The organism is Paraburkholderia sp. BL23I1N1, from assembly GCF_003610295.1.
Lineage (GTDB): Bacteria > Pseudomonadota > Gammaproteobacteria > Burkholderiales > Burkholderiaceae > Paraburkholderia.
Window position 1 is genome coordinate 113338 of record NZ_RAPV01000002.1, and the last position, 21804, is coordinate 135141.

A 21804-nucleotide genomic window follows, 5' to 3' on the forward strand; every position below is an offset into this window, starting at 1 on the left:
CGACCGCGTATCCGCCAGGGATTCGACATGAGCGATAAGGTCTACAACGTGCTGTTTCTCTGCACGGGCAATTCGGCTCGCAGCATACTCGCCGAGGTTCAATTGAACGTGCTCGGCGGTGGGCGCTTCAGGGGCTACTCCGCTGGCAGTCACCCCAAGGGAGAAATCAACCCGTTGACACTGCAGCTCCTGAAGCAAATGAGACTTTCCACCGACGGACTTCGAAGCAAGTCATGGGACGAATTTGCAACCCCAGATGCGCCGGTGATGGACTTCGTCTTCACGGTGTGCGACCGGGCCGCCGGCGAGCAATGCCCGGTCTGGCCGGGGCAACCCATCACTGCACATTGGGGTGTTCCAGACCCGGCGGCTGTCGAGGGCTCCGACGACGCGAAAATGCGCGCCTTCAAGGATGCTGCCGCGACACTTCGCAAGCGCATCGAACTCTTCAGGAGCCTTCCGCTCGCATCGCTCGACCGTCTTGCTCTGAAGAACGAAGTGACTGATATCGGGAAGTCGACACCATGAGGTTGCGTCATGCTGTCGTCGCCGAGTTTCTTGGCTCGGCGCTGCTTCTCGCAACCGTCGTGGGTTCCGGCATCATGGGGGAACGACTTGCCGGCGGCAATGTGGGAATCGCCCTTTTGGCGAATACGCTAGCGACGGGCGCGGGTCTGGTGGCCCTGATTGCGACGTTTATCAGTATCTCGGGTGCACACTTTAACCCGCTGGTCACGCTCGCCGAGGTCTGCCTTGGCAAACTTCGGTGGAAGCACGCTGGCGCCTATATCGCGGCACAAGCTGTCGGTGCCATCGCCGGGGTCATAGCTGCTCACGGTATGTTCGACCTGCCGTTGATAGAGGCATCCAGACACGTTCGTACAGGTCCGTCACAGTGGTGGAGTGAGGTAGTCGCGTCATTCGGCCTGCTCACCGTGATTCTGAACGTGGCAAAGCGACGTATCGAATTCGTTCCGGTCGCCGTGGGCGGCTATATCACCGCCGCTTACTGGTTCACCGCTTCGACCTCGTTTGCTAATCCGACGGTGACTATCGCGCGTTCGCTGACGGATACCTTTGCCGGCATCCGCCCTGTCGATGCGCCGGGATTCATCGTGAGTGAACTGGTAGGCGGAGCCCTCGCAGTCGTCGTCTTCCTTTGGATGGAGCGCTCGCATGTTCCAACGGCAACCACGCTTTAAGGGAGCCGACAAGGAAGCTGTCGTGGTTGAAGGTGGAAGCCCGCGTGAACAGGCCGCCGGGCGGATTGACCAGGCCGAATTCCATAGCGCGCGGAAGCGCTAGCGCCGATGGTGTGGCGAAAGGCCTCGCCCCTTCGCCACGCTGCCCATCCTCACAAGGTGGGTAACCGTTCGAAATCGTCAAAGCGGGTAAATGGTGGTTGCACTTCGGTGACCGCAAGTTCGTCGACAAGTGCGGCGGACATTCCCTCGCTTAACCAGGCGCACATGTCAGCAAGCTGCTCCGGCGAGCCCTGCAGCAATGCCTCTACTGAACCGTCCATGCGGTTACGGACCCAGCCGGTAACGCCCAGCTCAGTCGCATAGCGCACGCAGGCTTCCCGGTACCCGATTCCCTGCACCTGGCCATGTACCCGGACCAGCCGGGTCTCAAGCATCCCGTCTTCAGCTCCCATACACGGTCCTCCTAAGCGGTAGCGCTACTTCGACGCATCAATGTGGGGTTCTGCTGCAATCGCATGCCTGCGCATCTTTTCCCAAAGGCTCTTTCTGGAAATGCCAAGCGCGTGGGCAGTCTCAGAAATGCGCCCTTGATGTTGCAACAGCGCCGCGCGAAGGAAAGCGTTTTCACACGCGGCCATATAGCTGTCCAGAGGAGTATCCGTCTCCGGTGCCGCCAAAACCTCGGCCCCTTCCTCGTCAAAAATGTCTGAGGAAAAGAGCATATTGCGGGCGCATACGATGCACGCGCGCTCGAGGCGATTCTGCAGCTCCCGTACGTTGCCGGGCCAGCCGTACGTCGCGAGCCGCGCCTCTGCGGAGGGGTGAAACAGCTTCGTCGGCTCACCCAGCCGGCCAGCGATATCGCGTACAAAACGGTGGGCAAGCCACAGGACGTCGTCGGGCCGGTCGCGAAGCGCCGGTACACGTAGCTGCAGGATATTGATGCGGTAAAACAGGTCTTCGCGAAACCTCCCAAGCCGGACCTGTTCTGCAAGGTCCCGGTTCGTCGCACAGATGAGACTGAAATTCGCTTCGACTTCTCTCTCCGCGCCGACTCTCGTGATGCGACGCTCCTGCAGGGCGCGCAGGAGCTTCACCTGCATCAACAGGGGCAAATCGCCTATCTCATCGAGAAAGAGCGTGCCGCCCTCCGCCTGCTCGAAATATCCCTTCTTTTGTCGTTCCGCACCGGTGAAGGCCCCCCGTTCGTGACCGAAAAACTCCGATTCGAGAAGCGTCTCCGGGACAGCACCACAATTGACTGCAACGAAAGGGAGCATATCGCCCGGTGCATGTCGATGGATGAACCGTGCAAGCACTTCCTTGCCGACGCCCGATTCGCCGGTAACCAGAATCGACCTGGCGCGGCCTGCGATTCTCGGCACAAGCTCAGCAAGCCGTCGCATGGGGTCGGACACGCCTAGCTCACTTTGCGCTGGCATCGCGTGGTCCGGTATGCCTGCCCCTGTGAGGAGTCTGACCTTCTCGACCAGTGCGCCGATGTCGAACGGCTTCGTGATGTAGTCCGCTGCGCCTCGCTTTAGCAGTGAAACGGCAGTGTCGACCGAGGCGTACGCCGTAATGAAGACAAACGGAGGCACGGTTGTTCGCGCCGTTACCGAACGTGAAAACAGGTCCTCGCCCGAAATGTCTGGCAGCCGGATGTCGCTGATGACAGCCTGGTATGGACGGTTCTGCAGAGCGCCCCAGGCGGATTCGCCGTTGGTGTGCCAATCAACGTCGAACCCCTCCAACCGGAAGCGGTCAGCGAGCGACTCTCCCATGATGGGGTCGTCTTCGACGACACAGATAAGGGCAGGCGACATGATGCTCTCCCGCTTCAACGAGAAGTAACCGGCAACAGCACGGCAAAGCATGTCTGACCCGGTTCGCTATCAACTGAAATTGTGCCGCCGAGCTGCGTGACGATTTGATAGCTCACCCACAGCCCGAGGCTATATGAGCGCCGCCCCTCGGATGCAGCGACCGACCCAAACGGCTCGAACAGATGTTCCATGGCGACGCCGGCTATGTACTGGCCGGTATTCGACACCGTAATTCGTAGAGCACCTTCGCGGACCGCTACCAGGCAGTTGACGTGCCCGCCAGTCTCGACCGCCTTCACTGCATTCAGAAGCAGGTTGAGCACGAGCTGGCGCACGAGGTGGGCTGGCAATGCGACGTCCTCGTCTAGAGCAATGTCCCAATGAAACGTTGCCTGCTTCGCCTGTATCTGTGGCGCAACCAGCAACTTCAAGTCCTGCCAGTCCGACAAACTCATCGCCGGTGAGTCCAGCCGCGCCTCGAACAGCAATGCTCCGACTGTCGCGCGGATTTGGGCCAAACCGCGCTCGAGGAGCCCCAAAGTCTTCCTCGTCTGCGCGTCGGGCTCGCCGTGGGTGTTGAGCGTGTCGATGGCGTTCAACATGCCGCCCAATGGGTTATTGATTTCGTGCGCGATGCCCGCCGCGACGCGCCCGACGGCCGCGAGTCTTTCTGAGATAACGACTTCGCGTTCGAGCGCCTGCTTTTGTTCGAGTTCGGAGAGCATCGCCTGGAACTGTTGTCCCAGTTGGCCTATTTCGTCGTTGCTCTGTGTCGTGATGTCTGCGCCCACTTTCTCCGGAGGCTCCTTCCCAATGCGGGCCATGGCTGCAGTGAGGCGCAGGAGCGGCTTCGCCATCCGGTCTCCCCAGACCCAACCCACCGGTATGAGGAGCAACAGGACCGGCACGGTGGCCACCGCGAGTTTGACGAGCGTTGACCGTACGCGGCCATAGAAGGTGTCGGCGTCGTAGACCAGAACCACATAGCCGAGGCGACTGCCGTCATCGGAATCTACCGACATGCCTGCGGTGACATCACGGCGCGCGAAGAATCCCGGGAAGTCGAAAAAGAACGGGTCGCCGGGGCCGCCCAGATGCGAGATGACCGAAGCGAACTGGGCAGGAAGCTGGGCGACCGGACGCTGGATGGGTTCTGTCCGGGGTGAGGTCGAAACATATACGCGAGCCCTGGCATCGAAGAGGACGATTTCCTTTAGCGGATTTGTCGGTTCCCTGACCGCCACGGGTGTTCGAATCACCTCGAACGCATGCCACAAGTCATCCTTCACCATGGGGTTGCGAAGCGACAGTGTGAGCACTTGACACAGATTCTTCGCGCTGCTTTCCAGGTCATTTCTTGCGTCGGAGACTGCGACGCTCACCAGCGCGATGGTCACGAGCAATTCCGTCAACAGGATGACTGCGCTCAGCGCGAGCGGAATCTTGTAGCGGTAGCTGAGGTGAGAAAACATCTGCGCGACCCTAGACCGGCCCGGCGTTCAGGATGGCGACCAGGCGGCGGATGCCGTCGAACACCCTGTCGTCGTCAGGCACAAAGCCATCAAGGTTCAGTCGCTGCAGGACGTCCCGCCCGTCCGCACGGTCCTTCATGCCGACGAGTGCGTGCTGGATACGAAGAAATGAGTCGTCGTCGAGAGAGCGACGCGCCACGATGGGTGGGAAGCCGTACTGCGGAGACTGCCATGCTACCCGTACATCACGAGTGCGTTCCGGGTGCTCCTTCTCGATGGTGTCAAACACGTATCCGTCAATTTCTCCCCCGTCGGCAATCCCGGAAGTCACAGCGTCAACGACCTTCCTGTGCGCATAAGTGAAAAAGGACTTCCTGAAAAAACGGCTTGGCCGGATACCGGCGCGAATCAATTCGGTGGTCGGAACCAGGAAGCCTGAATTCGACTGCGGGTCGCTGAAGGCAAACACGCGGCTCCGGAGCTGGGTGATGTGGGTCGTAGTCGAATCGCTCCTGGGAACAAGCAGATACGAGCGGTACAGCGGCTGGCCTTGATAGTCCGGTATCGCCATCAATCGCATCGTCTGCATGTGCGTGACGTACGGGAACCCGCAGACCCAGGCGACGTCAACTCGGTCGTCAGCCAGCAGGTCATTGATTTCCCGATAGCTATTGCGCTGCACAAACCTCACGTCTGCACTGCAAATCTCTCCCAGTTCCCGGCTCCACTGGTCGAGCAGGCCGATTTCGTTATCGAGGAACACGGCGGTCGTGCCAAACGCGACCGCTGGATTTTCGTTGCCGACAGCGAACCTGAATTTCGAGAGGAGCGGAACGCTTAGCGCGAAACGCAGAATCTGCCGCCGCCGGATGTTACGAATTGGTGACATAACGGCTCACTCCCCATCACGAACCGTTACCGGACGGTAATGCCGTCCAGCAACCCGACGGCGGCAACGCTACCGCGCGCGGGCCTCTCAGCAAAGGTCAAGCCGGGTGGCATACCTCTTGCCCTTCAATCGATGCTAACGACAACACCTGCAAGATTCAAGCAAAGGAGGAGGCCATGTCAGAGCTGAAAATCGCGCGCCGGACTTTCCTGAAGCTCGGTGCCGGCTCGGTCGCCGCAACGGCTGCGTCGGCCCTTGCGCCGAAAGCGGTCGCTGCCGCGAATCCAATGGATACAAGTAAGACGAATCTTCCCTATCCGAAAAAGGCAGTGGCCCAGGTCGGGCGCATGGCGCTGAACACACCGGTCTCCTTCACCTATCCCGACGCCGCGTCACCCTGTACAGCCCTCAAACTGGGTAGCCGCGTACCTGGCGGCGTCGGCCCTGACGGCGACATCGTGGCCTTTAGCGCCATGTGTACTCACATGGGCTGCCCCGTCTCGTACGAGCCGAAGACAAAGGTCTTCAAATGCCCGTGCCATTTCAGCATGTTCGATGCGGAGAAGGCCGGACAGATGATTGCCGGGCAGGCTACGGAAAATCTACCGCGTGTGCGACTTCATTTCGACGAGAAGAGCGGCACCGTATCCGCAGTGGGCATCGAAGGTTTGATATACGGCCGTCAGGCCAACGTTCTTTGAGTTCGAGGAGCTGAAAATGGCTAAGGACAAGGACCGCATTGTGCTACCGCCGGTCACGGCCCAGCGAACCAACATGACCTGCCACTTCTGCATCGTTGGATGCGGGTATCACGTCTACAAGTGGCCGGAAGACCAGGAAGGTGGCCGCGCACCGAATCAGAATGCGCTCGGCGTGGATTTCCGCAAGCAGTTGCCGCCTCTCACACTCATCATGACGCCCGCGATGGAGAACGTGGTCACCGACCACGACGGCTCTCGACACACCATCATGATTGTTCCGGACAAGAATTGCGTCGTGAATAGCGGGCTGAGCTCGACGCGCGGCGGCAAGATGGCCACTTACATGTACACGCCGGACGGCATCACCCAGGACCGGTTGAGAAATCCTCGGGTGTTCTTGAGCGACCAATGGGTCGACACGACCTGGGACGACGCGATGGCACTCTACGCCGGCCTGTTGAAGAAGGTGCTCGACAAGGACGGGCCAAACGGGATTGTGTTTTCCGCCTTCGACCATGGTGGCGCGGGAGGCGGATTCGAGAACACGTGGGGTTCCGGCAAGCTGATGTTCACTGCGTTGCAGACGCCGATGGTGCGCATCCACAATCGCCCGGCATACAACTCGGAGTGTCACGCCACGCGCGAGATGGGCATCGGCGAGCTGAACAACTCATACGAGGACGCTGAACTGGCCGATGTCATCTGGTCCATCGGCGCGAACTCCTACGAGACGCAGACGAACTACTTTCTCAATCACTGGGTGCCCAACCTGCAGGGCGGCACGCTCGACAAGAAAAGGAAGTGGTTCCAGGGTGAGACATTTCCGAAGACGAAGGTCGTGTTCGTCGACCCGAGACGAACCCCGACCATCGCGGTTGCCGAGCAGGTGGCCGGGAAGGACAACGTACTGCATCTCGACATTCAGCCGGGTACCGATGTCGCGCTCTTCAACGGCCTCTTCACCTACGTGGTCCAGCAGGGGTGGATTGACCGCGACTTCGTCGCTGCTCACACGAACGGGTTCGATGACGCCGTGAAGGCGAACAGGCTGTCTCTGGACGAATGCAGCAAGATTACCGGCGTACCCGTCGAAAAGATTCAGACGGCGGCGGAATGGTCGTACAAGCCGAAGGCGCCGGGCCAGTCACCGCGGACGATGCACACCTATGAAAAGGGCATCATCTGGGGCAACGACAACTATCTGATTCAGTCGTCGCTCGTAGACCTCGTTCTCGCCACACACAACGTCGGCCGGCGAGGCACGGGATGCGTGCGCATGGGTGGTCACCAGGAGGGATACACGCGACCGCCTTATCCGGGCAGCACCAAGATATACATCGACCAGGAACTCATTCACGGCAGGGGAAGGATGATGACGTGGTGGGCGTGCAACAACTTCCAGACCAGCAACAACGCGCAGGGATTGCGCGAGGTCGTGCTGCGCCGCTCGCAAATCGTGAAGGACGCGATGCAGGGAGCACGCGGTGCGACCACAGAGCAGATGGTAGATGTCGTCTATGACGCGACATCCAAGGGCGGCCTCTTCGTGGCGAGCATCAACATCTATCCGACGAAACTGGCCGAAGCCGCACATCTCATGCTGCCCGCGACGCATCCTGGCGAAATGAATCTGACGTCGATGAACGGTGAACGTCGCATGCGGCTGTCGGAACGGTTCATGGACCCGCCGGGAACGGCGATGCCGGATTGCCTCATCGCGGCACGTGTGGCCAACACGCTGCGCGACATGTATCGCAAGGATGGCAACACGAAGATGGCCGCGCGGTTTGACGGCTTCGACTGGAAGACCGAAGAGGACGCATTCAACGACGGATTCCGGCGCGCGGGACAACCGGGGGTGGAAAAGATAGACAGCCAGGGCGGCAGCACAGGCAACCTTGTCACGTACCAACGGCTGCGCGTGATGGCGAACAATGGCGTGCAGTTGCCGGCAAAGGCGTGGGAAGGCGGCAAACTCGTCGGCACGGAAATGATGTACATGGACGGCAAGTTCGATACGCCGGACGGCAAGGCGCAGTTCAAGCAATCGCCGTGGCCGGGACTGCCGAAACTGGTCTCGGACCTGAAAGGGAAGTACCGTTTCTGGATTAACAACGGTCGTACGAACGAAGTGTGGCAGACGGTGTATCACGACCAGTACAACGAGTTCGTCCGCGCACGTGACCCGATGGCCTACATCGAAATCAACCCCGGTGACGCGCAGGAACTTGGAATTGCCGCCGGCGATATCGTCGAGGTCTACAACGACTTTGGGTCCACCTACGCGATGGCCTACCCGGCAGCCGAAATAAAGCATGACCAGACCTTCATGGTCTTCGGCCATATCAATGGCATCCAGGATGATGTCACGACTACCTGGACGGACCGCAATATCGTCCCTTACTACAAGGGGACGTGGGCGAACATACGTCGCGTCGGGTCGATGGAGGATTACAAGCGTACGGTCAGCTTCAAGAGCCGACGCTATACCTAGGCGCCTGCGGCCGGTGCATCGCCGGCCGCACTCTCTTTTTCCTGGCCGGCGACTATCTGCGCGCGGGGATGGGTGGAGCGATGAGGTCATTCACGCTGGGACGAGTCATTCCGCTGGTGGAAGTCTCTGTCGCTGACTCGGCGGAGCGCACCTTCCGTGTCGCCGATGTCACGGCAGCTGAGTTGCCGCTTCGCGACGCGCGTCGGCGGCCGCTGCGGGACCTGCGTATCTCGGTAACCGACCGGTGCAACTTCCGATGTATTTACTGCATGCCGAAGGAGGTGTTTGGGAGGGACTACGCGTTCCTGCCACGGCGTGAGCTGCTCAGCTTCGAAGAAATTGAGCGCATTGCGCGGGTGTTCGTTGGCCTTGGTGTTGAGAAAGTCCGGCTGACGGGCGGAGAACCATTGTTACGGAAAGACCTTGAATATCTTGTCGAGCGGTTGGCCACGTTGCGAACGCCTCGCGACGAGGACATCGACCTGACGCTGACGACCAACGGCTCGCTCCTGAGTCGCAAGGTGCAGTCCCTTCGCGATGCGGGATTGAAGCGTATCAGCGTCAGTCTCGACGCAATTGACGAATCCGTCTTCCAGCAAATGAACGGCGTCGACTTTCCTGCCGCGCTGGTGCTGGAAGGTATCGACGCAGCACTGCATGTCGGCCTCTCTCCGGTCAAGGTCAACATGGTGGTCAAGCGCGGCGTGAACGACACGCAGATTCTGCCGATGGCGGGCCATTTCCGGGGAACCGGCGTGGAGCTCCGCTTCATCGAGTTCATGGACGTCGGCACGAGCAACGGGTGGAATATGGAGTCGGTCGTGCCGTCATCGGAGGTCGTTGGTTGCATCGATGCGGCTTTCCCGCTCGCACCAGTTGGCCGCGAAAAGTCCTCAGACACGTCGGTTCGGTTTCGCTATGCCGACGGTCAGGGAACAATCGGTATCATCTCGAGCGTTTCACAGCCTTTCTGCGGCGACTGCACGCGGCTGCGCTTGTCGGCAGACGGTCAGCTCTTCACCTGTCTGTTTGCCTCTCATGGCCTGGACATACGCGCGCCAATACGAAACGGAGAGTCTGATGACGCATTGCGTCGACGTGTGGCAGACCTTTGGAGGCGACGGGCGGACCGCTATTCGGAGCTACGGGGCGAGAACAGTGCCGCCCTTAATCAGCACAGAGTCGACATGTCGTTCATCGGTGGTTGATGAAGTGCCTGCGACTTATCGACCGCTTACCCAGGTGTAACTGCCCGCCGCAAGTGTGACCGTTTCGCCGCCAACGGCTAGCATGACGTAAGCGGCATTCGATTACTGTTTGCATTGCGGCCGGTCCGTCTGCGAAATCGCCGACGCGTCAACGAGTTGGCGTTCGCGTACTCAGGATATCCACAATCTTGCCGACAAAATATGTGGATAACATAGGCGACGCAATGGTGCATGTGGAAATAGTGATGCGAGGTCGTGTCCTGACGTCACGGACAACGGGCGACACTATCTTTTCGTTGTCGCCTTGACGCGCCGTTTCCCGTTGGGAGATGGCGCCTTCGCGAATGACACCGCCTCTTCAAAGAGCACCGCGAGCGCGCTAAACGCGGGACTGCTCGTTCCAAACGCCAGCCATTGCCGCATGGGCGTCCGGTCATATGGCTTGAAGTACGAGCAGCCCGGCGTTTGCAGTAACGTGGTGACACGGTCCGCAGGCAGCTTGAGTACTATCTGGTCGCCATACACGCAGGCAACCATCGACGTGCCTGCAAAAAAACCTGGGCATCCGAACATCGCTCGCTCGTGAATGTCGTCATATTGGCTGGCCACCGCACGCAACGAAGCGAGCAGGCTGATGCTTTCGTCCTGATTCAGTTTCTGCATGGTCGGCCTCGTCAATGCCACAAAGTTTCGGCGGGCGTCACCGTTCAGGCGGCGTTTTTGTTTCGAATCGCTGTGCCAATTGCCAGCGCAACCAGCGTCAAAAGACAGAATCCCACCCCTGCGTAAAACGTCGCGCTGGCTCCGAATTTGTCCCACAGTTCGCCAGCGACGACGCTCGCAACCAGCATGGCCACGCCGCTCATCAGGTTGAAAAAGCCGAATGCGGTGCCTTTCAACTCTGGCGGTGCCGAATGTGCAACCATGGTCGCGAGCAGACCCTGCGTGAGCCCCATATGCAGACCCCACAGCGCCACACCAATCAGCACGATTGGCCACGAACTGCCGTGTGCCAGAACAATGTCAGACGCGATTAGCACCACGAGGCCGACGGCCAGTATTCTGGTGTGACTCATGGAGTCGGCGAGTTTTCCGAACGGGTACGCCGACAGCGAATACACGACGTTCATCGCGACCATGACCAGAGGCACGAGGGCTATCGGGACGCCGCCTTGCATGGCGCGCAGCACGAGGAAGGCTTCACTGAAGCGTGCAAGCGTGAAGACTGCACCGACACCGACGACCCACCAATACGGCCGGCTGAGTTTCTTCAGGTTCTCGAGCGTAATCGGGTTGACGCGTTTTGCTCCCGGCTGCCGTGGTGGTTCCCTGATGCCGAACGCCAGCAACGCAACGGCAACGAGCCCCGGAACGACCGCGACCCAGAATACCCAACGGAAATTGTCCGCCCACATCAGCATCAGCGCGACCGCGAGCAACGGCCCTAGAAACGCACCGACAGTGTCAAGGGCCTGTCGCAAGCCGTAGGCGGCCCCGCGAAGTTGTGCGGGCGTGATGTCAGCCACGAGGGCGTCACGCGGTGCTCCCCGGATTCCCTTGCCGACCCTGTCGACCACACGTGCGGCCAACACAACGCCCGCAGTGGGCGCCAACGCAAACAGCGGTTTGCTCAACGCTCCCATACCGTATCCAATGACCGCAAGCCACTTGCGATTGCCCAGGTAGTCACTCAGTGCCCCGGAAAACACCTTTACGATGGGCGAGGTCGCCTCGGCGATGCCTTCAATCAGTCCGACCGCCATGGCACTCGAGCCGAGACTCGTCACGAGGAACATCGGCAGCAGGCTGTGAATGACCTCCGACGATATGTCCATGAACATGCTTACGAAACCGAGCATCCAGATGCCACGGGGAATCTGGCCAAGCGTGCTGGTCCGCTCGTTGGAATCAGTCTGCACGTGTCCTCTTTTCAGTGCTGGTCTGTGTGAACGCTGATATTGTCATGCATTCGCGCAACTGAAGAATGAATCTGAACAGCTATCTGTGATGCTCGGGAAATCAGGGCGCGCAAGATGCGTATCGATAGTCGTTCAAAATCGGCTCGCAAGGTCCGGCACCGCAAGGGCGACAATCAGCGCTGGCAACATCATCACGATTCCCATCTTGAGGAACTCGAACGCGCCTACCTGAACGCGTTCGCGCCGGAGTGCGCTCGACCACAGAAGCGTAGCAAGAGACCCGGTATCACCGAGAACGATGGACGTTTCATCGGGATGCAGATGGAATGCACAGAAGAAGCATATCCAAAGCGAAAAAGGGGCCGGGCGTTCCGGGCCGCCTTCTCGCGCGATTGTCCTATCTAGTCCTCTCCAGGTCTCCAGCTCTCCGGCCGTCGGCGATTTTAAGAGTTGCTTAAGTTTGCCGCCCTACTCTCAAATCGACGCGGTGTAGATGTACAGTTCTTGGCCGACCTTTGGGGGGCGCAGAGCAATTCTCGCACCGCCTGGAGTGATGTCATGCACACCGGAAATCTGATGCGCGCACGGCTCGTGGTATGTCTGGTGGCGGCTTTGTCTGCCGGATGCATGCCCCGGTCGGCCCAGCCGTCGGTCGCGCCGGATGCGGTAATCACCGGCGCTAAACCCGCGACGCAGCACCAACCAGCGCCAGGGATTGTGACGGACTTTGCGGATATCGTGCGGCGGAACGGGCCTGCGGTGGTCAATATCAGTGCAGCTCGCGGGAGGTCCGTCGCCAATCTGACGCCGCTCTGGCCACCCGCGTCGAACGAACATGACCCATTTGTCCAATTTTTCAGACAATTCTCGCCCGGCCGGCCCAGTGAAAGCATATTGTCGTCGGGAACCCTCGGCTCCGGCTTCATCATCAGCTCGGATGGATACATCCTCACCGGGGCCCACGTGGTCGCAGGCGCATCGCAAGTCAACGTCAAGCTGACCGACCATCGCGAATTCAAGGGCTCGGTCGTGGGCATCGACTCGCCGAGCGACATTGCACTGCTGAAAATCGATGCGCGTGGCCTCCCGACTGTGAGAATCGGGACACCGTCCGATGCGAAGGTTGGCCAATGGGTCGTTTCAATCGGTTCGCCATACGGGTTTGAGAATACGGCCACCGCCGGCATCATCAGCAGCAAGGGGCGATTGCTTCCGGATGAAACGTACGTCCCCCTGATTCAGACCGACCTGACGCTCAACGCCGGAGACTCCGGTGGGCCGCTGTTCGATTTGAACGGCGACGTAATAGGCCTCGAAGCGCCCGCCCATCCTGCATTTCAGGGCCTTTCATTCGCGATTCCCATTGATGTGACGATGGGAATCGAGCGACAGTTGCAGCTCCACGGGAGAGTTGAACACGGCCGTCTGGGCCTGAGCGTTCAGGAGGTCACTGCGCCTCTCGCCCGGTCCTTTGGGATGGCAAAACCAGTTGGCGCGCTCATTAGTTCAGTCGATGAGAATGGTCCATCAGCCAAATCAGGCCTGCGTGTTGGAGACGTCATCCTGCAACTGAACGGCGTAACAATCACCGATTCGACGCAATTGCCAATGGTCGTAGCCGACCTGCGTCCTGGTTCCGTGGTGCGCGTGGAGTTTTGGCGGGACCATGGAACCCATGAGGCTTCGGTCATGTTGGGAGCCCTGCAGGGCTACTCGCTGGTGTCGGACGTTCCCGCTCAGGCGACGGTCGGTCAGATAGGCCTAACGGTGCGCAGCCTGACATCCGAAGAGCTGAGCAAGGCTGGGGTGAATAGCGGTGTCCGCGTCGAGCGGAGCGCAGGCCCTGCAGCGCTGGCTGGCATTCAGCCGGGGGACATTATTTCGCGGGTGGCCAGTACGCCGGTGTCAAGCCCGGCCCAACTGCGTGATGAACTCAGCAAGGCTGGCAGCAACGTCGCGCTGCTGGTTGAGCGTAATGGCCATCCAGTTTTTGTGGCTATCGACTTGGGGTAGGAAAGTCCGTACCGGATGCGCTCGTCTTTCTGTGCGTTCGACGGAGGTCAACATGAAGCAACGTTCGATATTGCGATTAGGTGTCACGGTTCTCGTGCTCGCCGGAAGCGCACAACTCGCATCGGCTATGCCGGGGAGCCTTCCACCGGTGCAGCACTCAGGTGCCGTAAGCTATTTGTCCGGTGGTGTGGGCAGCGACCGGTCTGCAGCAATCAAGGACGAGATGCGTCACTATCCACTTGCTCTTGAGTTCGCGGGCAAGACGGATGCCGGAAACGACTACCTTGCTGACATACCAGTCCAGATTTCTGATGTGAACGGTAACGTCTTGCTGGATACAAACTCTCGCGGTCCGTTCATGCTGATTTCGCTACCAAATGGCCGGTACACCGTGACCGTCACCTACAAAGGAAAGCAGGCGCACCGTGCGGTGAACGTGACGGCAGGTTCGCACGCGCATGAGGTGTTTGTATGGCCCATGTAGACAAGGAGGCCGAACGGGCGTTGAAATTGAGTGCTCTCCGGCCATGGCGTGAGCGACGCCTCCAACCTGCGACGTCTACGTACGGCCGCTACGTTGAAGTGTGCGCGGCGGTCATAACGGGCCGTGACCGAATGTGGCAATGTGGTTGATTTGAAGCTCGGGAAAAACGCAGTTGGACAGATTTGAGAACAAGTTGCAGGTCGGTAATGAGACATGAAACCGATACGGGAGTCGCGCGTCGATACGTCGAAGTCCACGCACAGATGGCCACGGCGAGGTGCGATGAAGGAGTCGGCCTGATGGAAGTGTGCGAGTCCTCCAGACTTTCGCGCCCGGCGCATCGGGAGTCAGGAATTATGAAGAGCTTTTGGGTTGTCGTTCTCGTACTCGCTGCTTTAATTGGTTCAGTGATTGCGGCAATCGTTTTTCTCGACTTGATGGCACGATTAGTCACGCGTTGAGAGCCGTGAGCCGTCCCGTCAGGATGAGCGCAAGAGATTTGTGCGGGGGATTGTCGAAAAGACGGACGGAGAGGGTCACAGGGTAGGGTCGGTGCCCGTGAGGGGGCAGCAGATTGGAGATAAAGCCATGAAATACTGTCCAGTCGTTTTGCTCATAGCCTTGACTGCCACATGCGTGAGCCCACCAGCTAACGCCTACCCTGAAGACCGCATCGACATCGGAATGCACAATCGGGTCGAGGTGAACCTGACGTCCGTCGCAAATGACATGTCACTCGTGAAGGATGACGTGCCGCTGGCGACACACGCGATTCCACCTTTGGTCCATGAGCCGACGTACCCTGCTTGGCAACTTGTTGAGCCGCCAGGAAAGGGGCGCTTCGTACATTTGCGCGGTGACGGATTTTTCCTCCAGGAGCGCAACAACGGCAATTGATTGCCGGCTTCGATAACAGTCGGAATGTGGCGGCGACGACCTTGATGATTTGTTCTTGGTGACCGTCTCTACGCCACATAAGGAGAGACCAAATGACGTCAAAAATTCCTAAGCTGCTCGCGATGCTGCTGGTCGGAGCACTGACCGCATGTCACTCGGGTGTCAAGCTCAATGAGGGTGCCAATGCCACCGGCACCAATGGCGGAATCGGCGCACAAACGAACCCGAACGCCGTTGCACAGGTCAGTGTCGACCCGCTGAACGACCCGAACAGTCCGCTTGCCAAGCGCAGCGTCTACTTCGACTTCGACGACTATACAGTCAAGTCTGACTATGAACCGCTTCTGAGGGCGCACGCGCAATATCTCAAGAGCCATCCACAACGCCACGTGCGCATCCAGGGCAACACCGACGAGCGCGGGTCAAGCGAATACAACCTGGCATTGGGTCAAAGACGCTCTGAGGCCGTGCGCCGAGAGCTGATGCTATTCGGCGTTCCCGATTCACAGCTCGAGGCAGTCAGCTTCGGAAAGGAAAAACCAATCGCAACCGGACACGATGAAGCGTCGTGGGCGCAAAACCGCCGAGCGGATTTGGCTTACCAGCAATAGCCCACGACGCGCGCAGTGTCGGTTCGCTTCATGATTGGGCTGCGCGCGAACGGCGATGAGTGTCTCGTGCGCGTCGGCAGGACAACGGCATACGACGCATGCGCTTTCACTGCACAGCCATCGTGCAGGTACCGCGTGTCGTCGAGTGCACGCGTTAGCCTGCCGGATGCAATCCGCAGCTTGGCTTGTACGGCAAATGCTCCGTATAAACCAGGCGGCGTGCCAGTCAATGAACGATTGAAGGTCCCAGCCGACGTGAAAGGTGTCCTGCGAGTCGGGAGTCAAACTGACCACGCTTCAAATACATGGAGTTCAAGGTGGACTTAGTTCAGCGGGAAAACGTGGACGGTAGCCGCCGCAAGTGGGTGATTGCAACGTCGGTCGCCGGAGGCATTGCCGGTGTAGCCACATTGGTGCCATTTGTGGACTCATTCGCGCCATCGGAAAAAGCACGGGCTGCTGGCGCTCCGGTCGCCGTCGACATCAGTACGCTGGGACCTGGCGAGATGGTGACAGTTGCGTGGCGCGGCATGCCGGTATTTGTGGTCAACCGGACAGAAGTAATGTTGGCGGATGTCGTGAAGGCGAATTCCATGGTCGCAGACCCCGACACCCGTCATCCGTTCTCCATGCCATTGCCGAAATACTGCACGAACGAATACCGCTCTCGCGCGAATCACCAGAACCTGCTCGTGGTCGTCGGCGTTTGTACGCATCTCGGCTGCACACCCAGACCGCGGTTTCAGGAGGGGCCGCAGGCCAATCTGCCGGACAACTGGCCGGGCGGCTTCCTGTGCCCATGCCATGGCTCTACCTATGACCTCGGCGGTCGCGTGTTCAAAAACAAACCGGCTCCGCAAAATCTGGATGTGCCGCGTTACATGTTTGGGTCGACCCAAAGCGTTTTGATTGGGCGGGACGAACAGGGCGAAGCTTGACCATCCTGCACCTCCTCGTGGGTAGCCGCGCTCAATGCCCCCGTCAATCAGTTGAAGGAGACCAACATGGAACTTAAATGTGTTGTTGCCATTGTCAGGCCTGATGTCGTGGAAGCACTGGAGCGTCAGCTTGGCGCCATTCACATCCATGGCGTGACCGTTACCAGAGTACGAGGATTCGGCGCACATCCGAATCTGTTCGCCGACGATTGGACGACAGAGCACGTCAAGGTCGAAATCTTTGCGCAGGCGGAAAACGTCGACGCGCTCGTGAAGACCATCATGGATATCGCACATGTCGGCGCAATCGGAGATGGCGTCGTTGCAGTCATTCCGGTGGAGAAATTCTTCCGGGTTCGCAGTCAGACGGAAGCGATACCGTGACTCGATGGCGGACGTCGGTCCGCCGTCGTGCGACGCTTGACCTTGACACTACAGGAAGGTTTAAAAATGTAAATATACGGCACGTTGGCCGGCCAGACTGTGGCGGCTAAGATGAACATTGGTGAAGCAGCGAAAGCATCCGGCTTGTCGGCGAAGATGATTCGCCACTACGAGCGGACCGGGCTCGTCAGGCCTGCGGACCGAACGGGGTCGAATTACCGCGTCTACCGCTTGACCGATGTCGCAATACTTCGCTTTGTGAAGCAGGCGCGCCGTCTTGGTTTTTCGATTGGACAAATCGCTGCCATGCTTGAGTTGTGGCAAGACCGAAGCAGGCCCAGCGGCGAGGTCGAGCGCTTGATTAACAGGCACCTCGCGGAACTGGACCAGCGGATTCGTGAGACGAAGGCGATGAAGGAGACCGTCGAGTATCTGGCGTCGCACTGTCGCGGTGACTTGCGGCCAGAGTGCCCGATACTGGATGAACTTGCGGAGAACCGTCAGGCGCCCTGAGGGGGCTTCATGGTCCCCCGCCGACCGCGGGACAGGATGCTTCTCCTGCAGTTTTAAAACAGGGCGATGTCTTCCGGCCAAAGTGGCTGCCTGAAGCAGCGCACGGCCGCGTCGTCCTCGACAGGGACAACCGTTCTTATCTCTCGCGAGAAACACTGCTGGCTACTCTCCAGACTTTCTTGGGACGCGTCGTGAAGTCACGGCTACACGACAACCCCGGGTATGTGAGAGTGGCCCGCGGTCAGGCACGGCCCTATCAACTAATGTCGATTTCAGCCGCCAGCACTGACAGCATCGTCCACGTGGTGATGAGGGTCAATCGCGGCTGCCGAACGGAGAAATCACTTTGCGTCAACCTAAAGACGCGCAGTCGTCCGCCGGTGTTTCTGTTTTCGCGAGGTCGTCGATAAGGTGACGTGCCTGGTCGTAACCCGGCATGTCGGTTCGGACCATGCTGATGAGCTCTGCAAGGTGCGCCGAGACTTCTCCTCGAATCACCGCGGGCGTCGGCCGCCCGAAAGGACGCAATCGCAGGAACGGGATGCCGGCCACTGCAAACAAGCCGTCTTTTCTATCGTCTCTTTCCTGCTGTTTCTCAGTGTCATGCCATGGACTGTCGACTTCGATTGCCAGCAACGGCAGGTAGGTTGTACTGGAGACCACCACGATATCGACGCTCGCGCGTAGGTAGTATCCGAAGTCCTCGGACTCCACCAGCTCTTTCATGCGGTCGTAGCTCATGATGCTTTGCAACGAGCAGTTCGGGAACACGAGGTGGTTCGGACACAACTGGACAACGACCTGATAGATGGAGAACTCGCGCTGGCTGTTGAAGACCTGCTTGACGGCCGACGTCCCTTGAGTACGGACAATCCGGCCCGCCACCGCGTGCTGATTCTCGCGCTCCAGTAGCGGGAGGATGTGCGGGTTGATTTGATAGCGCCCGTCTCGCTCGAACAGCATGCCGTCGCTCATCAACTTGCGATGGTGGTGCTGCGCCCAGTACGCAGTCATGCCAGCGTACTTGCCGAGTTCCTCGAAACCATTGAAGCTGTCAATCTGGTTCAATGCCATCAAGACGTTTTTCGCCTGCCAGGTGAGACTTGGCCACCGTGTGACCGCTGTGCGCTCAAACTGGTCTTGCGTCCGCAACGTCTTCAGTCGTTGTTCGGCACTGTTCAGCAAATCCTTGACGGCGGCCTTGACGTGCGCTTCGCCGCCGGTACTGCTGCGAAGGGTTTCGACGAAGGCTTGAACAGCGACGAGCTCCGTCTCATTCGCCCAAAGCAGTTTCGCGTTCGTAAGCAGCACATCAGAAGCCTTTTCGGAGAGAGCCAGCGAGTCGAGGTACGTCGCAAGCGCTACCTGCTTGTCGCCTGCGACCTGCTCGAGGTACGCGAGCAGGAACGTTCCTCGCGGGCTCATAAGGTCTTCGGCAAGCTCTCTGGCGAGCCAGAGCAGGTCCGACTGGTCTTCCCCGTCGGCCGACATCAGGGCATCAAAAATCCTTACGGCGGACTGCTTCCAGAGCGAATCCAGATGTGGGTGCGGTTCAAGTTTGTGGCGACAGCCCGCGAATTCGGTCAACACCCCCAGGACAGCACGGACCTTGTCAGCCGGCACGTCTCCTTGCAGGACTGGCAGGGAGTAATGCTCTCGAATCTGCGTCGACGCGTAGGGGTGCATGAGCGCCCCTACGAAGAATTTAATTCGCTCAGCCAAAGACTCCCAGCCGTCAATCGCCATCCATTGGAACAGCGCAGACGTTGTATCCCTGATTGATTCGACGGCCTCATACGTGGTGTCTTCACCGGGATTGTGCCGTTCATTGCCGTAGTAGCTCATGGCGCCCGCGAACAGCCGGGAAAACTGGCATAGCTCCCGATTATGGCTGTAAGTGCTCGGGATATGGTCTACCAGGCGCTGCACGAGGCTTTCGGCGCTCGGGTGGCGCAAATTCTGATACGCGATGGGAACCTCAGTTCGACCGCCTTCCGGGGTGCCGACCGTCAAGCTCGCGCCCAGCATCGAGCCCAGCCCGGTCTGAAACCGTGCAAGGCTGTGAACACCTGCGGAAAATAGTTGTGCGGCACGACCCTTGCCGTTGGCCAGTGCGCTCTTTATCAGATTTGCGAGCCCCTCACACAGGTCGTTTTCGTAGGGGCCCGGGTATCGCCCCAGCAGGTCGGCGTAGCCTCCGAAGGACTGCCAGCTCAGCTCCCACAGAAAGCCCCAGTCGTTAGCGCTCATCTCTTCGCGAGACCAGCCTTCGTCCTCTCCCTGGTCGTCGTCAGGGTCAGCGATGACCGGAGCAGGAATTCGGGATAGCGCGGCGCGTACGGCATCCGCCTCAGCCTGCTCGGCCATCTGCATCAGCAACTCGGCCTGAAAGGCTCGAAGACGCGCGAGGTTGCCCGTCCCAAGGTCAGGAATTTCTTCTGCACGCACATAGGCTTGCGCCAGCACGAGGTCAATTTCAGGCAATCTCTCCCGCGCTGCGTAGTGCGCCTGTGGAATCTCCTCCCCGTCCTCATTGACATACTCCTCGAGAAACATGAGCCGGTGGCAGACCGAGCGAAAACGTTCAATCCAGAAGAACTCGAGGGGTTCCTTGCAGGCATCGGCCAGCACCTCGAAGCCGTACAAGACTTCGTCGAATTCGTGGCCGAGCAGTCGAACGAAAAGTGCAAATTCTGGAAGCTTGGGGAAGTCTGCGCACCCCTTGCTCAATTCCGTCACCGCCGCCTTCGCCTCGTCGCGACATTCGCCACTGAGGCTGCTCGCTGAACCAGGCTGACCTTTGGTGAACGCGCAAATGCGAGTGCGCAACAGCCAGAGCCGAGCGGTCACCTCATCTGCGTCAAGAATGTATTCCGGTGGCGTGTCCGCCAGTCTCAGCAGAGAATCCCAGTCTCCCGCCTCAACGCACATCCGTGTGTTGTTCTTCAGGTCTGCAACGGTCTGAATGCCGAACGGGTCTTCCGTCGATGCGCGCGGCTCGTTAAAGCCGCCCGCCGTCGCTGACGCGGTGCCGTGGGCTGGTGACGTGACGGGTTTCTTGAGCTTTGCCTGGTCCCGGCGAGCCTTGCTTTTTCTGGTCACTGCGGAATATTCCTTTTTCAAAGGTCTCGAAACGGACCGCTCTCTCAGGCTGCCGTCTGTCTGCAACTGTCGGAATTATCCCTCAATTCCCAAACAAATCGGCGCGTCTTGGAATGCGACGACAGTGACTCTGGCGAGGCACAATGCGCTGCTGCGGTCGCTGTCGGTTGCGAAGGTCTTTCGCAATGGTCGCGAGGCAAGCAACATGATGGTGCGCGCCGAGAACCTCGGACGCGCTTACGGCATTTCTGAGTTGTGGTTGCTCACAACGACGGCGGTCGGCTTCTTCCGACGGGCGGGCTACGCGAAGACCGACCGGAACAGCACGTCTGTTGAACTGAAAGACAGCACTCAGTTTGCGCAGTTGCGCCCGTCATCGCCGTATGCATGAAAAAACCTCGCAAAGCTAATCTGGTAAACGTTGAGTCCATCGGTGGCTCGCTTGAATGCTCATCGTGCCGCGGCTATAACGTAATTAGCAAATCAGGGCCTCGACCGGATTGGCAAGAAAAGGCTTGTTATTCCTGACGCGCGTTGAAGTCCCAAAACCGTGTGACATAAAGCTTAGGGACAGTGACAATGAGAAGAGCCATCGAGATAGTAGACCTTGGACTGAAGGTTCTGTCTTGCATCGCTATCTTGTGCGCTGGAGCATGGGCGGCCTGGGTTTTCTGGCTTGCCGGCTCGACTGATTGGCAGAACAATCTCACGCTTGAAACCCAGGTTCTGCCGTATCACGATAATTTGAGACTACTGGTCGTGCACATACGCTCAAAGAACCCCCGCACGGCCACTTTCGAGTTGGATAGCGACCGTCACGACTCTTTTCAGCTACGCGTTCGAAAGCTTAGTGCGGGCGCGAAAGCCGGTACGGTCTTTCACGAGGACGAGGGTGAACTGGTTGCAAGTGCCGACCTTCTAAAACTGGCAGGCGACAGCTACGAGTTTTTGCCGAACGCCGAAATGGATGACATGCAGACCGTCGTGTCGCCGGTGGGCATAGCCGTTTCAGTTATCGCGGAGATGAAGATTCACACGGGTGCGTACGATAAACATGGGCAGCCCGACGTCGACTCGAACTCCACGTCTACGGTTGTGCGTATTGAACCGTGAGCACTTGACGCGGACCGCGCTCCAAGTATTGCTTT

22 protein-coding genes are annotated in these 21804 nt (G+C 59.1%); 15 read left to right on the plus strand and 7 right to left on the minus strand.

The window, feature by feature from the left end:
- Positions 1–27 precede the first annotated feature (27 nt).
- The gene (locus B0G76_RS33145; protein ID WP_120297050.1) at positions 28–528 is read left to right on the plus strand and encodes an arsenate reductase ArsC; all 501 of its coding nucleotides are present in this window, start codon (positions 28–30) and stop codon (positions 526–528) included.
- Positions 525–1202 carry an MIP/aquaporin family protein gene (locus tag B0G76_RS33150; RefSeq protein ID WP_120297051.1) on the plus strand — a complete coding sequence of 226 codons (678 nt, stop codon included), beginning with the start codon at positions 525–527 and terminating at the stop codon, positions 1200–1202. Before B0G76_RS33145 ends, B0G76_RS33150 begins: the two co-directional genes overlap by 4 nt.
- A gap of 152 nt (positions 1203–1354) precedes the next feature.
- Here the strand turns inward: B0G76_RS33150 and B0G76_RS33155 are convergent, their stop codons facing one another.
- From B0G76_RS33155 to B0G76_RS33170, 4 genes are read right to left on the minus strand one after another with little or no spacing between them, the layout of a single operon-like run.
- Positions 1355–1657: an acylphosphatase gene (locus tag B0G76_RS33155; protein ID WP_120297052.1), complete on the minus strand. Its 303-nt coding sequence runs from the start codon at positions 1655–1657 to the stop codon at positions 1355–1357.
- A 24-nt stretch (positions 1658–1681) separates the two neighbouring features.
- The gene (locus tag B0G76_RS33160; protein ID WP_120298008.1) at positions 1682–3031 is read right to left on the minus strand and encodes a sigma-54 dependent transcriptional regulator; all 1350 of its coding nucleotides are present in this window, start codon (positions 3029–3031) and stop codon (positions 1682–1684) included.
- Positions 3032–3045: 14 nt separating this feature from the next.
- Complete coding sequence (locus tag B0G76_RS33165; RefSeq protein WP_120297053.1) at positions 3046–4503, minus strand: sensor histidine kinase; 1458 nt, start codon at positions 4501–4503, stop codon at positions 3046–3048.
- 10 nt (positions 4504–4513) lie between these two features.
- On the minus strand, positions 4514–5266 hold the full coding sequence (locus B0G76_RS33170) for a PhnD/SsuA/transferrin family substrate-binding protein (protein WP_259460904.1): 753 nt from the start codon (positions 5264–5266) through the stop codon (positions 4514–4516).
- A gap of 302 nt (positions 5267–5568) precedes the next feature.
- Here B0G76_RS33170 and B0G76_RS33175 point away from each other — a divergent pair, with 302 nt between their 5' ends.
- From B0G76_RS33175 to moaA, 3 genes are all read left to right on the plus strand, one after another.
- Complete coding sequence (locus tag B0G76_RS33175; RefSeq protein WP_120297055.1) at positions 5569–6093, plus strand: arsenate reductase (azurin) small subunit; 525 nt, start codon at positions 5569–5571, stop codon at positions 6091–6093.
- A gap of 16 nt (positions 6094–6109) precedes the next feature.
- Positions 6110–8587, plus strand: a complete 2478-nt coding sequence (locus B0G76_RS33180; protein WP_120297056.1) for an arsenate reductase (azurin) large subunit — start codon at positions 6110–6112, stop codon at positions 8585–8587.
- A gap of 80 nt (positions 8588–8667) precedes the next feature.
- Positions 8668–9795: a GTP 3',8-cyclase MoaA gene (gene moaA, locus B0G76_RS33185; RefSeq protein ID WP_120298009.1), complete on the plus strand. Its 1128-nt coding sequence runs from the start codon at positions 8668–8670 to the stop codon at positions 9793–9795.
- Positions 9796–10080: 285 nt separating this feature from the next.
- Here moaA and B0G76_RS33190 read toward each other — a convergent pair whose 3' ends face one another.
- Positions 10081–10458: a TfoX/Sxy family protein gene (locus B0G76_RS33190; protein ID WP_120297057.1), complete on the minus strand. Its 378-nt coding sequence runs from the start codon at positions 10456–10458 to the stop codon at positions 10081–10083.
- Positions 10459–10502: 44 nt separating this feature from the next.
- Positions 10503–11714, minus strand: coding sequence for an MFS transporter (locus B0G76_RS33195; protein WP_120297058.1), 1212 nt, complete (start codon positions 11712–11714; stop codon positions 10503–10505).
- Positions 11715–11828: 114 nt separating this feature from the next.
- Here B0G76_RS33195 and B0G76_RS44665 point away from each other — a divergent pair, with 114 nt between their 5' ends.
- The 8 genes from B0G76_RS44665 (at position 11829) to cueR (ending at position 17554) form a co-directional block, all read left to right on the plus strand.
- Positions 11829–12119 carry a hypothetical protein gene (locus B0G76_RS44665; RefSeq protein WP_147394121.1) on the plus strand — a complete coding sequence of 97 codons (291 nt, stop codon included), beginning with the start codon at positions 11829–11831 and terminating at the stop codon, positions 12117–12119.
- Between the two features lie 153 nt (positions 12120–12272).
- Positions 12273–13727: a trypsin-like peptidase domain-containing protein gene (locus B0G76_RS33200; RefSeq protein ID WP_120297059.1), complete on the plus strand. Its 1455-nt coding sequence runs from the start codon at positions 12273–12275 to the stop codon at positions 13725–13727.
- Between the two features lie 52 nt (positions 13728–13779).
- Positions 13780–14211, plus strand: a complete 432-nt coding sequence (locus tag B0G76_RS33205; RefSeq protein WP_120297060.1) for a carboxypeptidase-like regulatory domain-containing protein — start codon at positions 13780–13782, stop codon at positions 14209–14211.
- A gap of 588 nt (positions 14212–14799) precedes the next feature.
- On the plus strand, positions 14800–15108 hold the full coding sequence (locus tag B0G76_RS33210; protein WP_147394122.1) for a hypothetical protein: 309 nt from the start codon (positions 14800–14802) through the stop codon (positions 15106–15108).
- A 92-nt stretch (positions 15109–15200) separates the two neighbouring features.
- Entirely contained in the window at positions 15201–15719 is a 519-nt protein-coding gene (gene pal / locus B0G76_RS33215; protein WP_120297062.1) for a peptidoglycan-associated lipoprotein Pal, read from the plus strand.
- A gap of 305 nt (positions 15720–16024) precedes the next feature.
- The gene (gene petA / locus B0G76_RS33225) at positions 16025–16657 is read left to right on the plus strand and encodes a ubiquinol-cytochrome c reductase iron-sulfur subunit (protein WP_120297064.1); all 633 of its coding nucleotides are present in this window, start codon (positions 16025–16027) and stop codon (positions 16655–16657) included.
- 66 nt (positions 16658–16723) lie between these two features.
- Positions 16724–17041 (plus strand): P-II family nitrogen regulator, encoded by a 318-nt coding sequence (locus tag B0G76_RS33230; RefSeq protein WP_120297065.1) that lies wholly within the window; start codon positions 16724–16726, stop codon positions 17039–17041.
- 111 nt (positions 17042–17152) lie between these two features.
- On the plus strand, positions 17153–17554 hold the full coding sequence (gene cueR / locus B0G76_RS33235) for a Cu(I)-responsive transcriptional regulator (RefSeq protein WP_120298010.1): 402 nt from the start codon (positions 17153–17155) through the stop codon (positions 17552–17554).
- Between the two features lie 351 nt (positions 17555–17905).
- Here the strand turns inward: cueR and B0G76_RS33240 are convergent, their stop codons facing one another.
- Positions 17906–20656 carry a DUF2726 domain-containing protein gene (locus B0G76_RS33240; RefSeq protein WP_147394123.1) on the minus strand — a complete coding sequence of 917 codons (2751 nt, stop codon included), beginning with the start codon at positions 20654–20656 and terminating at the stop codon, positions 17906–17908.
- Here B0G76_RS33240 and B0G76_RS33245 point away from each other — a divergent pair.
- Together B0G76_RS33245 and B0G76_RS33250 are read left to right on the plus strand one after the other, a co-directional pair.
- Positions 20640–21047 carry a hypothetical protein gene (locus tag B0G76_RS33245; RefSeq protein ID WP_147394124.1) on the plus strand — a complete coding sequence of 136 codons (408 nt, stop codon included), beginning with the start codon at positions 20640–20642 and terminating at the stop codon, positions 21045–21047. The two genes, B0G76_RS33240 and B0G76_RS33245, sit on opposite strands and share 17 nt — an antisense overlap.
- A 188-nt stretch (positions 21048–21235) precedes the next feature.
- A complete protein-coding gene (locus B0G76_RS33250) occupies positions 21236–21769 on the plus strand; it encodes a hypothetical protein (protein ID WP_120297068.1) in 534 nt (177 codons plus the stop codon).
- Positions 21770–21804: the final 35 nt, after the last annotated feature.

Excerpts from the sequence above, each read along its gene's own strand:
- B0G76_RS33145 (WP_120297050.1), top strand. The coding sequence starts at position 28 with ATGAGCGATAAGGTCTACAACGTGCTGTTTCTCTGCACGGGCAATTCG.
- B0G76_RS33150 (WP_120297051.1), top strand. The coding sequence starts at position 525 with ATGAGGTTGCGTCATGCTGTCGTCGCCGAGTTTCTTGGCTCGGCGCTG.
- B0G76_RS33155 (WP_120297052.1), bottom strand. The coding sequence starts at position 1,657 with ATGGGAGCTGAAGACGGGATGCTTGAGACCCGGCTGGTCCGGGTACAT.
- B0G76_RS33160 (WP_120298008.1), bottom strand. The coding sequence starts at position 3,031 with ATGTCGCCTGCCCTTATCTGTGTCGTCGAAGACGACCCCATCATGGGA.
- B0G76_RS33165 (WP_120297053.1), bottom strand. The coding sequence starts at position 4,503 with ATGTTTTCTCACCTCAGCTACCGCTACAAGATTCCGCTCGCGCTGAGC.
- B0G76_RS33175 (WP_120297055.1), top strand. The coding sequence starts at position 5,569 with ATGTCAGAGCTGAAAATCGCGCGCCGGACTTTCCTGAAGCTCGGTGCC.
- B0G76_RS33180 (WP_120297056.1), top strand. The coding sequence starts at position 6,110 with ATGGCTAAGGACAAGGACCGCATTGTGCTACCGCCGGTCACGGCCCAG.
- moaA (WP_120298009.1), top strand. The coding sequence starts at position 8,668 with ATGAGGTCATTCACGCTGGGACGAGTCATTCCGCTGGTGGAAGTCTCT.
- B0G76_RS33190 (WP_120297057.1), bottom strand. The coding sequence starts at position 10,458 with ATGCAGAAACTGAATCAGGACGAAAGCATCAGCCTGCTCGCTTCGTTG.
- B0G76_RS44665 (WP_147394121.1), top strand. The coding sequence starts at position 11,829 with ATGCGTATCGATAGTCGTTCAAAATCGGCTCGCAAGGTCCGGCACCGC.
- B0G76_RS33200 (WP_120297059.1), top strand. The coding sequence starts at position 12,273 with ATGCACACCGGAAATCTGATGCGCGCACGGCTCGTGGTATGTCTGGTG.
- B0G76_RS33205 (WP_120297060.1), top strand. The coding sequence starts at position 13,780 with ATGAAGCAACGTTCGATATTGCGATTAGGTGTCACGGTTCTCGTGCTC.
- B0G76_RS33210 (WP_147394122.1), top strand. The coding sequence starts at position 14,800 with ATGAAATACTGTCCAGTCGTTTTGCTCATAGCCTTGACTGCCACATGC.
- pal (WP_120297062.1), top strand. The coding sequence starts at position 15,201 with ATGACGTCAAAAATTCCTAAGCTGCTCGCGATGCTGCTGGTCGGAGCA.
- petA (WP_120297064.1), top strand. The coding sequence starts at position 16,025 with ATGGAGTTCAAGGTGGACTTAGTTCAGCGGGAAAACGTGGACGGTAGC.
- B0G76_RS33230 (WP_120297065.1), top strand. The coding sequence starts at position 16,724 with ATGGAACTTAAATGTGTTGTTGCCATTGTCAGGCCTGATGTCGTGGAA.
- cueR (WP_120298010.1), top strand. The coding sequence starts at position 17,153 with ATGAACATTGGTGAAGCAGCGAAAGCATCCGGCTTGTCGGCGAAGATG.
- B0G76_RS33250 (WP_120297068.1), top strand. The coding sequence starts at position 21,236 with ATGAGAAGAGCCATCGAGATAGTAGACCTTGGACTGAAGGTTCTGTCT.